General features: G+C 64.8%; 13 protein-coding genes. 2 read left to right on the forward strand and 11 right to left on the reverse strand.

Going from position 1 to position 16,202, the window contains the following annotated elements; genetic code table 11:
* Positions 1-7: 7 nt before the first annotated feature.
* The 9 genes from IPF49_19405 to IPF49_19445 all read right to left on the reverse strand — a co-directional run bounded on the left by IPF49_19405 (position 8) and on the right by IPF49_19445 (position 9,820).
* On the reverse strand, positions 8-460 hold the full coding sequence (locus IPF49_19405; GenBank protein MBK6289754.1) for a nuclear transport factor 2 family protein: 453 nt from the start codon (positions 458-460) through the stop codon (positions 8-10).
* Between the two features lie 41 nt (positions 461-501).
* Positions 502-1,350 (reverse strand): SDR family oxidoreductase, encoded by an 849-nt coding sequence (locus IPF49_19410; protein ID MBK6289755.1) that lies wholly within the window; start codon positions 1,348-1,350, stop codon positions 502-504.
* Positions 1,351-1,388: 38 nt separating this feature from the next.
* Positions 1,389-1,529, reverse strand: a complete 141-nt coding sequence (locus IPF49_19415; protein ID MBK6289756.1) for a hypothetical protein — start codon at positions 1,527-1,529, stop codon at positions 1,389-1,391.
* Complete coding sequence (locus IPF49_19420) at positions 1,526-2,185, reverse strand: GntR family transcriptional regulator (GenBank protein MBK6289757.1); 660 nt, start codon at positions 2,183-2,185, stop codon at positions 1,526-1,528. Before IPF49_19420 ends, IPF49_19415 begins: the two co-directional genes overlap by 4 nt.
* Positions 2,182-3,336, reverse strand: coding sequence for an efflux RND transporter periplasmic adaptor subunit (locus IPF49_19425; GenBank protein ID MBK6289758.1), 1,155 nt, complete (start codon positions 3,334-3,336; stop codon positions 2,182-2,184). The genes IPF49_19420 and IPF49_19425 overlap by 4 nt, the downstream gene beginning before the upstream one ends.
* A gap of 49 nt (positions 3,337-3,385) precedes the next feature.
* Positions 3,386-6,547, reverse strand: a complete 3,162-nt coding sequence (locus IPF49_19430; protein ID MBK6289759.1) for an efflux RND transporter permease subunit — start codon at positions 6,545-6,547, stop codon at positions 3,386-3,388.
* A gap of 187 nt (positions 6,548-6,734) precedes the next feature.
* Positions 6,735-7,496, reverse strand: coding sequence for a slipin family protein (locus IPF49_19435; protein ID MBK6289760.1), 762 nt, complete (start codon positions 7,494-7,496; stop codon positions 6,735-6,737).
* Positions 7,497-7,502: 6 nt separating this feature from the next.
* Entirely contained in the window at positions 7,503-9,011 is a 1,509-nt protein-coding gene (locus IPF49_19440) for a nodulation protein NfeD (protein ID MBK6289761.1), read from the reverse strand.
* A gap of 170 nt (positions 9,012-9,181) precedes the next feature.
* Positions 9,182-9,820: a DUF2238 domain-containing protein gene (locus IPF49_19445; protein ID MBK6289762.1), complete on the reverse strand. Its 639-nt coding sequence runs from the start codon at positions 9,818-9,820 to the stop codon at positions 9,182-9,184.
* Between the two features lie 98 nt (positions 9,821-9,918).
* Here IPF49_19445 and IPF49_19450 point away from each other — a divergent pair, with 98 nt between their 5' ends.
* Entirely contained in the window at positions 9,919-11,436 is a 1,518-nt protein-coding gene (locus IPF49_19450) for a PQQ-dependent sugar dehydrogenase (GenBank protein MBK6289763.1), read from the forward strand.
* Positions 11,437-11,479: 43 nt separating this feature from the next.
* On the opposite strand, the gene IPF49_19455 is transcribed toward IPF49_19450, so the two are convergent.
* Together IPF49_19455 and IPF49_19460 are read right to left on the reverse strand one after the other, a co-directional pair.
* Positions 11,480-12,427: a hypothetical protein gene (locus IPF49_19455; protein MBK6289764.1), complete on the reverse strand. Its 948-nt coding sequence runs from the start codon at positions 12,425-12,427 to the stop codon at positions 11,480-11,482.
* Positions 12,415-13,629 carry a trypsin-like peptidase domain-containing protein gene (locus tag IPF49_19460; GenBank protein MBK6289765.1) on the reverse strand — a complete coding sequence of 405 codons (1,215 nt, stop codon included), beginning with the start codon at positions 13,627-13,629 and terminating at the stop codon, positions 12,415-12,417. Before IPF49_19460 ends, IPF49_19455 begins: the two co-directional genes overlap by 13 nt.
* Before the next feature lie 178 nt (positions 13,630-13,807).
* Here IPF49_19460 and IPF49_19465 point away from each other — a divergent pair, with 178 nt between their 5' ends.
* Entirely contained in the window at positions 13,808-16,180 is a 2,373-nt protein-coding gene (locus IPF49_19465) for a glycerol-3-phosphate 1-O-acyltransferase (protein ID MBK6289766.1), read from the forward strand.
* The last annotated feature ends 22 nt before the right edge of the window (positions 16,181-16,202 follow it).

Below are 16,202 nucleotides of genomic sequence, written 5' to 3' on the forward strand. Positions count from 1 at the left end.
CGCCGCCTCAGGCGTCCACATCCTCGCCTTCGGTGCGATCGACGATCAGGGCTCGCTCGACGAATCTCCATTGCCCGTCCACCTTGGCAAACCGGTCCTGGTAACGGATATACATCACGAAGCAATGATCCTTGCCCTGCTTGTGATGGAAGTGCGAGGCGATGCAGTACGTCTCGCCGCTGGCACTGTCGGGCGTGAGGGACAGCAGCAGTTGCTGGCCGACCAGGTGAAAGGTGCGCTGGTAGCGATGCAGCAGCTGCAAGCCCTGCTGGATGGTCGCGAGGCCATCCATCCGGTACAGCGGCTGCTGGGCCGCGGGATCGCCCGTAAACCCCGCGATACTGGCATCGGCGCCCAGCACCGAGTCCAGCTGGTCGAATTCGCGCCGGTCCACATGGCGCGCGTAGCGAATGCCGAGCTCTTTCAGTGCGGCAACGGTAGCGAGGTCGGTGATACTCAAGGTACTGCTCCTGTCACGGGTTCAAGAAAATCGAAAACGACTCAGCAGATCTCGCCACGGTCAGTGGCCGCGAACACCTCCGCGCCGACGATCGCGGCGGCTACATTCCGGCAGTCGGGAAAACTGCGCAGCGTATGCCCGCCATCCACCGCCAGGCACTGACCGGTGATCCACGACGATTCGGGACCGACCAGGAAGCGGATCGCGCGCGCCTGGTCGAGTGGCTCACCCGCGCGACGCAGCGGTTGCTGGTCGAGAAAGCGTTCGATCAGCGCGCTGTCCGCAAACATGCCCTCGGTGGCAGCGGTGCGCGTCAGGCCGGGCCCCACCGCATTGACCCGGATGTTCTTTTCACCGAGCTCGTCGGCGGCGACGCGCACCAGCTGCTCGACAGCGGCCTTGCCCGCGCAGTACGAGGCCAGGTAGCGGCTGGAGAAGCGGGCCGCGGTGGACGATATCGCGACGATCGAACCGCCGCCCGCACGCACCATCGCCAGCCCGGCATATTTGAGCACCAGGTACTGCGGACGCACGTTCTGGTCAATCTCGGCGCCGAACAGATCGTCGGGATAACCCAGCACCGGGCGGAAATGACCGCCACCGGGCACGGTCACCGCGGAGTCGAGCCTGATGCCACCCTCGGCAACCTCGACCGCCCGGCGCACATCGGCACCCTGCATGACATCGCAACCGACCCAGTGGATCGCGCCACCCGAGGCCGCCGCAACGCCAGCCAGCCTGGCTGCCGCGGCACGCAGCTTGTCTTCATCGCGCCCGGCAATGGTAACCGTCGCACCCTCTGCCAGCAGCAGCTCCGCGCTGGCATAGCCGATGCCACTGCCGCCGCCGACGATCAGCGCACGATGTCCTGTCAGCAAGGCGTTGTTCATGTCCCGGATTTCCACGTCGGCAAAGATACGCGGAAAGCCTAATGCACCTGTTGCGCCAAAGCGAGTCCTCCCGCCCCTGCCTGCAGCGTCAGCGTCGCAATATCCTCCATGAGCAAGGTGCAAATGTTCCCGGGAGTGCAGATCACGGCAACCGGAAGCTCGCTTGACGTGTTGCTCATTCAGCCTCCAGCATCGAGATCAGCGCATCGAATGTCGCCCGCACCGCCTGCACGGACTCCGCGACGCGCCCCGCGACCAGGTGCTCGACCAGCACCACGTGACGCTGCAGGGTTGCATCGAGATTCAGCGCGTCATCGACATAACGCAGCGTGATGCGTGCCCGCACATCCCAGTGAAAGGCATCCCAGGTCCTCAGGAAAAAGCGGTTTGCGCAAGCCTCGATCAACCTGCGGTGCAGCTCCAGCGCCGCACCGACATAGGCATCGCGCGCGTTGCGGCCGGCAAATCCACGCATGCGCCTGATGTCCGCCCGGAACCGCCGCGACATTGCGGGATGCAGCGGCAAGGCCAGCTCGACCGCGCGCATCTCGAGTACCGCGCGCAGCTCGTATGCTTCCTTCAAAGCGTTCAGGTCGGCAGCACACACCCGGGTGCCACAATAGCGCTCGGTGGTGAGCAGCCCGGTGGCCTCGAGTTCGCGCAATGCTTCGCGAACCGGCGCCTGGCTCACACCGAATTCCTCGGCGAGCACGAGTTCCTTGAGGCGCATGCCCGGGGGGTAGCTGCCCTCCAGTATGCGTGCCACCAGTTGCTCACGAATCCGGTCGCGCATGCACGTGCGCTTGATGACGCTCTTGGGCAGCAGCTTGCTCATGGGGGATGGTCCGTGGTCCCGGCACCGTTCACGATACGCACCGCCTCGTGATCCGAGAGCGAATCCGGCGGGCTGAGTATCACGCGATCCGTGGCGTCCACTCCGGACAGGATCTCGAGCTCGTTGCCGAAATCGCGACCCAGCGTCACGGGCTTCAGCAACACGCGATTGTCCTCGCCAACCGTGGCGACGTGCGGACCTGCCGCGCGAAACAGCAGGGTATTGGCGGGCAGGCGCAACGTGGATGATCCGGGCAGCTGGAAATGAACATCGACATAGGTGCCGGACAGCAATTCGTGGTGGCGATTGTCCACATCGAGTTCCACCAGCAAGGTGCGCGATGCGGCATCGAGCGCGTTGGCGCTGCGCACCAGTCGCGCCTCGTATTCCGCGCCCGGACGATCAGGAAAGCCGAGTCTTGCGACCAGTCCGGGAGTCATCGTCGCCACATAGACCTGCGGCACGCGAACGAATACCCGCAGCCGGCTGGTATCGGCGATCCGGAACAGTTCCTCGCCCGTGCCATTGGCCGAAATCAGCTGCCCAATGTCGGTATTGCGCACGGTCACGATACCGTCGAAGGGCGCGACGATCCGCTTGAAGGCGCTCAGTTCCTGCAAGCGCTGCAGACTGGCGCGCGCCGCGTTCAGCCGGGCGGCGCTTGCCTGCGCGGCACTCTGCTGCTCGTCGACCTGCTGGCGCGACACCGTGTGGCTCGCACCCAGGGCAAGCCAGCGTTCGGCCGTGGTCTGCGCGAGCGCAGCGGCCGCCTCGGCCGCAGCCACCTCCGCGCCGCCCTCGCGCAATTGCTGATCGAGCTCGGGCGCATCGATCTCGGCGAGAAGCTGACCGGCGGTTACCGTCGTACCGATATCGACGTGCAAGCGGGCAAGATAACCGTCGGTGCGTGCGAAAATCGACGCTTCCACGCGGGCAACCACATTGCCCGGCAGGCTCAGGTCGATGCTCGTATCGCTGCGTGTCGCGCTGATCGTGGTTACCGTGCGCGCAATCTGTTTCTCGGTATGTGCGCGCAGGCGCGCTTCGGCACGCTCTCGTGACACCAGGCCCCATCCCGCCACAACGAGCGCAACGAGCACCACGACCAGTGCCACTCGCCCGAAGCCCCTCGCGGAAGCCTTGATCGGCATGGATCGGTTGCTGCTATTCATGACGATTTCCTGGGGAACATGTACCTGCTCACACCGCGCTCGCGTCGTTGCGCGCGCGGTGCAACAAGCTGAAAACGCCGGGCACGAAGAACAGCGTGGCGAACGTGGCAAATATCAGCCCGCCGATCACCGCGCGCCCGAGGGGCGCATTCTGCTCACCGCCCTCCCCCAGTCCCAGCGCCATCGGCAGCATGCCGATGATCATCGCGAGCGCGGTCATCAGGACCGGACGAAAGCGCGTATGGCCGGCTTCGAGCGCGGCCTCCGATGATGCGAGGCCCTGCCCGATGCGCTCGCGTGCAAAACTCACGACGAGAATGCTGTTGGCGGTCGCCACGCCCATGCACATGATCGCTCCGGTCAGCGCCGGTACGCTCAGGGTAGTCCCGCTCAGAAACAGCATCCACGCGATGCCCGCAAGCGCCACGGGCAATGCGGAGATGATGACAAACGGATCCGTCCACGACTGGAAATTGACCACGATCAGCAGGTAGACCAGAACGATTGCACCGGCCAGGCCGATCAGCAGTCCGGTGAACGAGCTGCGCATGGTTTCCATCTGACCGCGCGCGACCAGGCGCGTGCCGCGTGGCAGCTTGTCGGCATACGCGGCGACGATACGGTCGACATCCTGCGCGACACCGCCGAGATCGCGGTCCTGCACACTCCCGAAGATATCGATCACGGGCTGGGCGTCGTAGTGAGTGGCAACGTTGGCGCCCGCGCCGCGGGAGATGCTCGCCAGCGCACCGAGGATCTGCTGCGAACCGTCAATGGCGCTCCCGACCGGCAGGTTCTGCAGATCGTCCAGCGAGCTCACGCGGTTCTGCGGCATGCGCGTAACAATCGGGTATTGGACGCCGTTTGCCGGGTTCAGCCAGTAAGTAGGTGAAGTCTGGAAGCTGCCCGAGAGCGCGATCAGCAGATTGCCCGCCAGATCACGCTGCGTGAGCCCGAGTTGTTCAGCACGACCGCGATCGGCACTGACCCTGAACTCGGGCTTGTCGTTTTCCTGCTGGATACGCAGATCGACCAGTCCGGGCACATGCCGCAGCTCGGCCAGCAATTGCCGCGCCAGCGCGCGGTTTTCCCCGCTGGGGCCGATGATCTGCAGGTTTATGGGCGCCGGCAGCCCGAAGTTCAGGATCTGGCTGACGATATCGGCAGGGAGGAACGCGAAATTGATCGAAGGGAACGCCTCCGGGAGGCGTCGACGCAGTTCGCGTACATAATCGGCGGTCGGGCGATGGTCCTTTTCGAGGCGAATCAGGATATCCGCATCGCTCGTGCCGATCGTACCGGAGGTGCCATAGGTCAGGTTGATACCGCTGTTGGGCAGGCCGACGATATCGACCACGCTGGCGATGTCCGCCGCCGGGATCACGCGCCGGATTTCCTCCTCCACATCATCAGCCAGCAGCGCGGTCTCCTCGACCCGCGTCCCGCTCGGACCCCGCATGTGCAGGCGTATCTGGCCCGAGTCTATCTGGGGAAAGAAGTTCCTGCCGAGCGCGGGATAGAGCAGCATCGAGAGCAGCGCGAACCCCAGAAACATGCACACAAACAAGCCGCGATGCTGCATGACGTGCTGCAGCGCCTCGAAATAAGCGGTGCGCAACGCCTCGAAGCGTCGTTCGAATGCCTGCTGCACACGCCGCAACGGGTGCGCGGGCGGCTGCACACCGGCCACGGCTCGCGGGCGCAGCCAGTATTTTGCGAGTGTTGGCACCAGGGTGCGGGACAGCCCGTAGGAGGCAAGCATGGCAAACACCACGGCCTCGGCCATCGGCACGAACAGGTAGCGCGCCACGCCCGTGAGCAGGAACATCGGCACGAACACGATGCAGATAGCCAGGGTCGAGACCAGCGCCGGTACCAGGATCTGGCGCGAGCCCTCCAGTATTGCCTCTTCCACATCACGGCCTTCCTCCAGCAAGCGGTTGATGTTCTCGATGGTGACCGTTCCATCGTCGACCAGTATGCCGACCGCAAGGGCCAGGCCGCCCAGCGTCATGATGTTGATCGTCTCGCCCAGCGCATGCAGTGCAATGATCGAGCACAGGATCGAAAGCGGAATGGAGATCGCGATGATCAGCGTGCTGTGCCAGCTGCCCAGGAACAGCAGGATCAGCAGCGCGGTGAGCAGCGCCGCGATGAGCCCCTCGGCCAGCACACCCTGGATCGAGGCCTTGACGAATACTGACTGGTCGCCGGTCGCCTCCAGATTCACGTCATCGGGCAGCAGCGCACGGATCTGCGGCAGGCGTTGCTTGATGGTTTCGATGATGTCCAGAGTCGAGGCCGACCCGGTCTTCTGTACCGTCATCAATACCGCGCGACTGCCGTCGACCCGCACAATATTGGTCTGTGGCGGATGGCCGTCATGCACATGCGCCACATCGCGCACATAGGTGATACTGCCGTTCTGGCCCCGGATCGGAAGATCGTTGAGCTCCTCGAGTTTCTGCGGGCTGGCGTTGAGCTTGACCGCGTACTCGATCGTACCGATCTTCTGGGTGCCTGCCGGCAACACCAGGTTCTGGTCACCCAGCGCCTGGTTGACATCCCGCGGCGAAAGACCCTGGGCACGCAGTGCAACCGGGTCGAGATCGACATTGATCTGGCGTGCCGCACCGCCATAGGGAAAGGGAACCGAGGCTCCGGCAACCGTCGCGAGCTGCGCGCGCACAAACTGGTTGGCAAGGTCGAACAACTCCGACTCGCCCAGCACGGCGCTGGAAAATGCCAGTTGGATGATCGGCACCGTGGAGGCGCTGTATTTCATTACAAACGGCGGCGAAGTCCCCGGCGGAAGAGCGTGCTGGCTCGTCTGGGCAAACGCCGTGATCTGTGACATCGCCAGATTGATGTCGACACCGGGCTGGAAAAACACCTTGATTACCGCGATGCCCGGATAGCTTTGCGATTCCAGGTGTTCGACGTCGTTGACGATCGTGGTCAGCGGGCGCTCGAAGGTCGTGGTGATCCGCCCGGCCATTTCGTCGGGCGCCAGCCCCGAGTATGCGAACACCACGCCGATCACCGGAATCGGGATATCGGGGAAAATATCGGTGGGCATGCCTGCACGCATCGGACTGCCGAAAATCGACAGCGCTCCGATCAGGGGCAGCAACAACGCCAGCACGATGAATGTGTAAGGACGCTGCAGTGCGAGGCGAACGATCCACATTCGATCGATATCCGGGCTTCTTCTGGTGCCATGCGGGGCGTGGGCAGACCACGGCTGGTTATCGATTATCGATAATCAACCGTGGTCGATGCAAGCATGAATTCAGACCAAGGCACCAGCGCTCAAACCCGGGCTCCACTCGATCCCCGCCGCAGCGCACCCATTCCAGATGCGGTGCCACAGCACATCAATCCGGCTTGCCGCGGGGCAAGCTCCCGACGATCGACGTGAGCAAGTCGATCGGCATCGGGAAGATGATCGTGGAACTCTTCTCGCCGGCGATCGCGGTAAGCGTCTGCAGATAGCGCAACTGCATCGCTTCCGGCGCCTGCGCCAGCTTGTTGGCCGCTTCCAGCAGCTTGTCGGAAGCTTGCAGCTCGCCCTCGGCGTGGATCACCTTGGCGCGCCGCTCGCGTTCGGCCTCGGCCTGCTTCGCGATCGCACGGATCATGTTCTCGTTGAGGTCCACGTGCTTGATCTCGACATTCGCGACCTTGATGCCCCAGACATCGGTCTGCACATCGAGCACCTGCTGCAGATCCTGGTTGATGCGCTCGCGATCGGCCAGCAGCTGGTCGAGCTCGTGCTTGCCGAGGATCGCGCGCAGCGTGGTCTGCGCCAGCTGCGAGGTCGCGTTCATGTAGTCCTCGACCTGGATGATCGCGAGCTGCGGGTCGACCACGCGTGCGTAGATCACCGCGTTGACCTTTACCGAGACATTGTCACGCGTGATCACGTCCTGCGGCGGCACGTCCATCACCACGGTGCGCAGATCGACGCGCACCATCTGCTGGATGCCGGGAATCAGGATGATCAGCCCCGGTCCCTTCACCTTCCAGAAACGCCCCAGCTGGAACACCACGCCGCGCTCGTACTCGCGCAAAATGCGCACCGAGGCGAACACCAGCAGAATCAACAGTATTGGAATGAACCCGTAACCGATACCCATCTGTTTTTACTCCTCGCTTGCAGTGGAACCTGTATTGCCCGGGGTGCCACCGTCGGCCGCTTGCGTCGCGACGCCAGCCTCGGGCTGCACCTGCAGGATCAGACCTTCGCGGCCGGTGACGCGCACCTGCTCGCCGGGGCGCAGCGGCGCGCTCGAGCGGACCTGCCAGCGCTCGCCGTGAACTCGTGCCCAGGTCGTCTGCAGGTCTTCGCCGATAATCTCGCCGTGCGCGCCGATCAGCTCCTCGGAGCCGCTCACCACGGGCCGGCCGCGAGCCTTCAGCGCCAGGCGCAGCACCACCACCACGAACAGCACATTGAACAGCGCCACACTCACGATCAGTCCGAGCGGAATGCCGAAGCCCGGCGTCTCGGTGTCGATCAGCATCACCGAGCCGATCACGAAGGCGATGATGCCACCGATGCCGAGCGCGCCGAAACTCGGCAACAGGGCCTCGCCCACCAGCATTGCAAACCCCAGCACGATCAGCGCCACTCCGGCATAGTTCACCGGCAGCATCTGCAAGGCAAACATGCCGAGCAGCAGCGCGATCGATCCCGCCACGCCGGGCAGACCGAATCCCGGCGTGGTCAGCTCGAAATAGATGCCATAGATGCCGAGCAGCAGCAACAGGTAGGCCACGGTCGGATCGGTGATGATAGCGAGCAACCGGGTGCGCCAGTCGGCATCGAAGGCCTCGATGATCACTCCGTCACTTTGCAGCAGCAGGGTGCCGTCCTGCATCGCCACCGTACGGCCCTGCGCCTGTTGCAGCAGCGAGGGCAGATCGGATGCCACGAGGTCGATCACGCCACGCTCGTGTGCCTCCTGCGCCGACAGGCTGGCGCCTTCGCGTACCGCGCGATCGGCCCATTCGACATTGCGTCCGCGCAACTGCGCCAGCGAGCGCAGGTAGGCCGCGGAATCGTTCACCATCTTGCGGGTCATCGCATCGGCACCCGGATGCACTTCGTCCGTATCGGGCGCGGCACCGGGCGGATCCGTCCGCGGCTGCGCAGGCGCATTGGGCGCTGGTGCGGGTCGCGTTCCCGGCAGGCCACCGATCTGTACCGGGGTGGCGGCACCGAGATTGGTGCCGAGCGCCATCGCGGCGACATGGCTGGCATAAACGATGTAGGCACCGGCGCTGGCCGCGCGCGCGCCGCTCGGTGCCACCCAGGCGATGACCGGAACCGGAGAAGCGAGAATGTCCTTCACGATCTGGCGGGTCGAGCTGTCGAGCCCGCCCGGCGTGTCGATCTGCAGGATCAGCAGCGGCGCACCCTCGGCTGCCGCCTTGTGCAGCCCGCGCGCAATGAAATCGACGCTGGCCGGCCCGATCGCGCCGTTCAGCCGCAGCAGCGGCGCGGACGCAGTGACGGCGACCGGCGAGGATTGCTCCGGTTGCGGAGCCTGCGCCGAAACCAGCGTTGCGATCAGCACGAGCAGCAGCACAGCGATACTGCTGCGCCCGGCGCCACGGATGATTTTCCGCACGATGCTGTTCGTACCCATCCTCAAAGCCTCCCACCCGGATCCGGGCAGTTGCCATGTCCACCATCATGCGTCGGTTGCGCCGAATCGGCAAACACTCTGGATAGAGCACCCTGAATCGCCGGGTGGAGATCTCGTGATGGCAGGCCGCGAATTGCGCGCGGACCCCGGAATCCTCGATTGAATCGCGCTCAGTCTTGCGGCGTGCCGGCCTGAAGCCCGACCCCACCCATTTGCCGGTCATGCACTCGCACCAGCGTGAGCTGCGCCAGCACCGCGCCGCACAGCGCCAGGAACATATCCCACTGGGTGTCCCAGATATCGCCCTGGGTGCCGAGAAATTCGATCGACGCCTGGTCCGCGATTTCGGCGGTCCACCATTCGATGAACTCGTAATTCACGCTCACGAACATGCACACGCACAGCACCAGGAAAAACAGCCATTTGCCGCGCTGCAGCGGCGAGCGGCGCAACAATACCTCGCGCGCAATCATCGCGGGTACCAAACCCTGCACGATATGACCGAGCCGGTCGTAGTGATTGCGACCCAGCTCGAACCACTCCTGGAACCAGAAACCGAGCGGTACGCGGGCATAGGTATAATGGCCGCCGACCATCAGAACCAGCGCATGCAGGAAAATCAGCCAGTAAAGAAGCCGGGTGAGCGGAAATTTCCCGCGGCTTGCCGCCAGCAGCGGTATCGCGACCAGCACCGGGAATACCTCGAGAAACCAGGTGGTCATGTCATGGGGATGCCAACCCGAAACCAGCAGCGCGACCAGTGTCAAGGCCAGCAACAGCCAGAGTTCGTTACGCGTCGCGGTGATCATGGGCGAATATCCGGATGGATGCGGCCGGATTACTATAGCAAAGGCATCCTGCGCGCGAGCGCGTGCGAACGATGCATTTCATTGTCTGGAGTGAGCCGATGACAATTCGTCCTTTCAAGATCCTGTTCTGGACCCTGGTCGCACTGGCAATGCTGCTGATCGCGGGAATCACCCTGACGCCGAATCTCGAGATCACGAGCTGGAGCATGCTGCTCAACGCGATCAGCGGTGCGCCCGGGCCGCAGGCGAGCGCCGAATCCACGGGCCGGCAACTCGAGGCGCCGGCGGGCTTTGCGCTCAGCCTTTACGCGGGCGATGTCCCGAAGGCACGCTTCATGCGCCTGACCAGCGCCGGCGATCTGCTGGTCAGCCAGCCCCGGCTCGGCCAGATACTGTTGCTCGCCCGCGATGCCGACGGCGACGGACATCCCGATCGCCAGCAGGTTCTGATAGACGGACTGGACCGCCCGCAAGGCATGGATATCGCCGACGGCTGGCTCTACATCGCCGAGAGCGGCGCTCTCGGGCGCATCGCGTTCGACAGCGCAACGGGGCGCACCAGCGGGGAGTACCGGCAAGTGCTCGGGGGCCTGCCCGAAGGCGGCAATCACTGGGGTCGTACGGTGCGCGTCGGCCCGGACGGCTGGCTGTACCTCAGCATCGGCTCGAGCTGCAACGCCTGCGTCGAGGAGCACCGGTGGCGCGCCGCGATGCTGCGCCTGCGTCCCGATGGTTCGCAGGTGCAGATACACGCCAGCGGCTTGCGCAACAGCGTCGGCTTCGACTGGGCGCCATGGAACGGCGAACTCTATGCCACCGACAACGGCCGCGATCTGCTGGGCGACGATTTTCCGCCCTGCGAACTGAACCGCATCGTTGCGGGCGGATTCTACGGCTGGCCATATATCAACGGTTTCGCCAAGCTCGATCCCGATAACGGCGGCGGCAGGGAAATCCTGCTCGCCACCGCCCTTTCCCCGGCCCACGGGTTTCGCGCCCACACCGCGCCGCTCGGCATCAGCTTCCTGCGCAGTCCGAGCCGTGCACCCCGGTTCCAGCGCGCGGCGCTGGTCGCCCTGCACGGATCGTGGAACCGCTCCGTTCCCGATGGGTACAAGGTGGTGCTGCTCAGCTGGGACGAGCAGGGCATGATCAGCGAGAGCGATTTCCTGAGTGGCTTCGAGCGCGACGGGCAAGTGATCGGACGCCCGGTCGATGTGGTCGAGGCTACCGATGGCAGCATCTTTGTCAGCGACGACTACGCCGGCGCGATCTACCGCCTGGTTCCGGGTCAGGACGCGAACAGCACGCTGCCCATGAGCCCCGCGCCAAGCACCGTGGCGGCCAGGCCAGATCCGCTGGCCGGCATCGATGCGCGGCAACGCGCCGCCGCGCACAGCAGTGGCAGTGCGCTGATGACGCGCTACGCCTGCATCGGCTGCCATTCCGCGGGGACCGTACCCGGCGACAAGCTGCAAACCCTGGCCGAGCGCTACACGCTCGCTGAACTCGCCGATTATTTCCTGTTGCCCACCGCGCCGATGCCGATATTTGCGCTGAACGCCGCCGAGCGACGCGATCTCGCCATCCATCTGCTGGACAATCCGGAGAACTGAAGCCCGCCTATTGCGCCGTGCCCGCCGGTGCTGGCGGGCAGGCTCATTGCTCCTCGCGCAACTCGATGAACAGCTCCGACAATCGCTGCTCGTAAGCGTCGAAATCCAGACCGTCGCGCAGCTTCAGGAATGGCGCCCGCAACAACGGTTCCTCGACCGGATACGGGATGAATTCCTCCTCGCCGGCTTTCTCGAAGCCATAGAGCAGCGCCAGCAACAGCGCAACGCTCAGCGCCGCGGTGATCGCGGGGCGGCGCAGGCTGGTGGCAAAACGCAGGTTGAAATAGAGCAGCGCGAAGGAAAACAGCGCGCTGGCACACCAGTCGGCGATATCCACCGCAGGCGCGAAGCCGACGGCATAGGACAGATAGGCCGCGCCCAGCGTGGTCTGCATGGTCAGCAGCGTGATCAGCGCGCTCACAAAAAGCTGGCTGAAAAACTGCGGCTGGTGACGCAGCACGCGGCCCACGATCGCCCACAACGCCGCCCAGCCCACGATCACCAGCCCAAGAAACACCGGCCCGGTCAACAATTCGCCCCACTCGATAGTCTCGACCGTGTCGAGATAGTCGACGTACAACGCCACCAGCAGCGTGAGCAGCAGCATCGCGACCGCGACGGCCGGCCGCCAGGCGCCCAGCCGGGCCCACACGGTGGTCGACATTGGGCGCGTCCTGGGCACCGGGCTGTCTTCGGACAGCACCGAGAACACGCTCTGGCCGACCGCGATTTCGTCACCCGGGGCGATCGCGAGCACCGCGTCATCTCGCACCGCGCCATTTACCGCAACGGGGTTGGTGCGATCGAGAATCTCCAGCACCAGCGTGCCGTCGGCGCGCAACAAGCGAAACTGCGCGGCGCCCAGGTAGGGATCGGAGACGATCAGGTCATTGTGCAGTGCCCTGCCAATCGTCATGGCGGCGCCATCGAACCTGCGGTGGTAGACACCCCGGCCGTGCCGCGCACCCACCCGCAGCACTAGGGCGTCCATTCGATCGTCTCCACGAAGCGGCGCAACAACACCAGTGCGCGGGTTTCGCTGATACCGTCGATCGCGAGATTGACCACCAGGCCACGCCCCGGCAATTCGCGGCTGACCATCGCCACGCTCACATCGTACAGGCCGGCGTACTGCTGATAGCGGCGCGCGCAGAACGATATCCGCCATTCGAGCCCCTTGCCGCGCACGAATTCCTCGCGGCAGCGGAAATTCCCGACCTGCTCCTTGTCGTTGGCATTGAACGCCTGGTCGTGCTGGTAGTGTGCCGCGAGCAGCCCGTAGAACTGCACCCGATTGAGTTCCTCGCTGCTGAAAAAATTGAACGCGTACTGCAGGTTCCCGGTCTCGAAACTGTCCTCGATGAAAATCGAGTCCTGCGAACTGCATTGCTGGCGCACATGCTCGAATCGATACGACTCATCGTCGCTCGATCCGCCCCAGCATTTGAGGGTCGAACTCAGCCGCCCCGGTACCCTGAACTCGCCGAACGGCTGGCTCACCCAGGGTGCGGCGAGCAGTTCTCCGAAATACTGATCCTGGTCATCGAGCAGCGCCTCCGCGATGCGCTGGTGCATATCGAGCGCCTGGCGGCGTGCGTCGGTGCGTCGCGTCAGCAATGCCTGCAGGTATTCGACGGGCACCAGGAAGCTGATCTGCTCGCCGCCACGCGCGACATTCACGCCGACCAGTTCCCCGGCATCGTTCAGCGCCGGCCCGCCGCTCATGCCCGGGTTCAGTGAAGCCGAGAACAGGATCTTGCGATAACGCGCCGCCGACACATACCCGTTGTAGGTGCCCTCGATGATCGTCATCGCGAGATCGAGCGGATTGCCCATCGAATACACCCGCTCGCCCTGCGCCAGCGTGCCACTCGCCAGCGGCAGGGTCGCCGGCAGCGCCGCCGGCGCCTGCAGCAGCGCGATGTCGTGGACCACGTCGATATCGACCAGCTCGAGCGGTACCGCCGCGCCATCGCGACCAAGGTATTCGAGGTGATAGCGCTGCGGTTTGTGGGCGAATTCCGCCACCACGTGGAAATTGGTGGCGAGCAGCCCATCGTCCGCGACCTGGAATCCCGAGCCGATACTGGACTTGTCACCCGAGGCCTGGTCGATCACGCGGATCTGCACCACTGCCGCCGCGGAGGCCGCGAACAATTCCTCGGCACGCCCCGTCCCGGCCAGCGCTGGCATATTCCATACGAGGAGGCAAAGAACGGCGAGCGCGCGCATATGCGGTCCGGCTGTCATGGAGCCGGCATTGTAGCGGCTGGCGCTCGCGTGCGTCACCGCGCACCGGACAGCGCTTGCGGGCCGCGATCGATCAGGGCACTATCGCCCTGCCCGCCACCAACAAGACAGCGACCAGCGCATGGGCTCCGATGACAACGATCCGTGGTCAGAGCGCCCCGATCTCGCCCGGGTGTTCCTGATCGAGCACCGCAGCGCACTCGAGCGCCGCATCATCGACAACTGGATCAATAGTGCGGCCGCATCACGGGCGGACGATGCACCGCGCTTCCTGCTGGCGAGCGTCGGATCGCCGAGCGCTGACGATGACGAGGCCTTGCGCCAGTTCCTCGGGAGCGGCAGCGACTGCTACTTCGTGCCCTTGCGGGTGATGTGGCTGGCAGGTGCCGGCGAGCACCAGCGGGGCTGGGGACTGCGTCGCCTGTTGCTGGGCGATTCGCGCGCCCCGGGTCGCATCCGTCAGCACCTGGTTTACCGCCGCGACGCCGGACGTGCGCGCACCCTGATCGCGGCAGGCGCGGCGCTCAGCGAACTGCGTGCGCGCTTCGCCGACGCCAATCCCGCCAACCCCGGAGATACCCGCGGACTGGCGCAATTCATCGCCCGCCAGGCGGTGCTCGCGCTCGAGAAAGCCGAGCGCAATATCCGCGGATCGCGCTACAAGGTGCCACGCCTGCTGGAAGAGGAGGTGCTTTCCCGGCCACGCCTCCTGCAAGCGCTCGGGGAGGAAGCCGAGCGCAGCAACCGGCCGCTCGCCGGGATCATGCAGGAGGCGCGCGACTGCCTGCGCGAGATGGCACCGCGCCACAGTACGGTCGCGGTCGACATGATGGCCGCACTGGGGCGCTATCTGTACACCCGCGGCTTCGACCCCGCGATCGATTACCTCGACGCGGATCTCGAGCGGCTGCGCGCCCTGAGCAAGCAATACCCGATCGCATTCCTGATGACCCACAAGTCGCACCTCGACGGGTTCCTGTTGATGAGCATGTTCTACGATCTCGACATGCCGCCGGTGCACCTGTTCGGTGGTATCAACATGAGTTTTCTCGGGCTGGGCGCGCTCGGCCGACGCTCGGGCGCGATCTTCATCCGCCGCACCATGAGCGGTGACAACGTCTACAAGGCGGTGTTCAAGCAGTACATCGATTACCTCGCCGAAAAGCGCTTCCCGCTGTTGTGGGCGCTGGAGGGCACCCGATCGCGCACCGGCAAGCTGATGCCGCCGCGTTACGGCCTGATCAACTACGTGGTCGATTCCTATGTGCGCGCGGCGAGCACCGACATGATCCTGATGCCGATCTCCATCGCCTACGACCAGGTGCCCGAAGTCGGGGATTACATCGCCGAACAAAAGGGAGTCGGCAAGCGTCCCGAATCGGCCTCCTGGTTCATGCAGTACATCAGCGGGCTGCGCAATCCCTTTGGCCGGATCCACGTGCGCTTCGGCGAGGGTGTCAAGCTCTCGGAAGTGCTTGGCGAACCGCATCCCGACCTGCGGGTAGGCGCACTCGACGTGCAGAAAATCGCGTTCCGTCTCGCGGTGGATGCCAACAGCGTGACGCCGATACTCGGAACCTCGCTGATCGCCCTGGTGCTCGCCGCCGCCGGGGGCAAGGCCATGACCTTGTCCGAACTGGCCGAGGAGTGCGCCGCGATGGTGCGGCTGGTGCGCAAGCTGCGTTTGCCCGTGAGCGGCGATGTAAACCTTGCCGGGATGGAGGTGTTGCAGCGCATGCTCGGCCAGCTGGTCCATACCGGCGTGCTGCTGCGTTACGAGGGCGGGCAGGAACCGCTGTTCGCGATCGCACCCGATGCCATCATGGCGGCCTCGTACTATCGCAATGCGGCAATCCACTTCCTGGTAATCGGCGCCATCGCCGAGCTGGCACTGGTGGAAGTGGCGCGCCGCGATTGCGTCAATGCGCTCGGAACCTTGCACGAGGAGTCCCTGAGACTGCGTGACCTGCTGAAATTCGAGTTCTTCTTTCACGAGAAAGCGCATTTCATCGAGGAGCTCGAACAACACCTCGACATCCGCGAGCCCACCTGGCGCGCCAGCCTCGGCGAGGATGGGCGCGCGCTGTACACCCTGCTCTGGTCGATGCATCCACTGCTCGCCCCCGGCGTGCTGCGCCCGTTTGTCGAGAGCTACCTCGTGGTGGCCGAGGCGCTCACCATGCAAGCACCCGACGAGACACCCGAACCGAAGACGCTGTTGCGTTTCTGCATGAGCCTCGGGCGCCAGCGCGCCCTGCAGCAGCGCATCGCGAGCGAGGAATCGGCGGCCAAGGTCTACCTGGAAAACGGCTTGCTGGTGGCGAAGGCGCGCGGCCTGCTCGATCCCGCCACCGCCGGGCTGGCGCTCGCGCGCAGCGCGCATCACGAGGAACTCGATCAGATGGCGCGACGGATCGCGTTTGTTGCCGCGCTGGCCGAGAATCGGCGCCTGGGGCTCGACGCCGGCGTGGGCGTGGAACCGATCGCCCGCTAGAATAACCGCAGCATTGCAGGGG

The organism is Gammaproteobacteria bacterium, from assembly GCA_016705365.1.
In the GTDB taxonomy this organism is placed as follows: Bacteria; Pseudomonadota; Gammaproteobacteria; order Pseudomonadales; family UBA5518; genus UBA5518.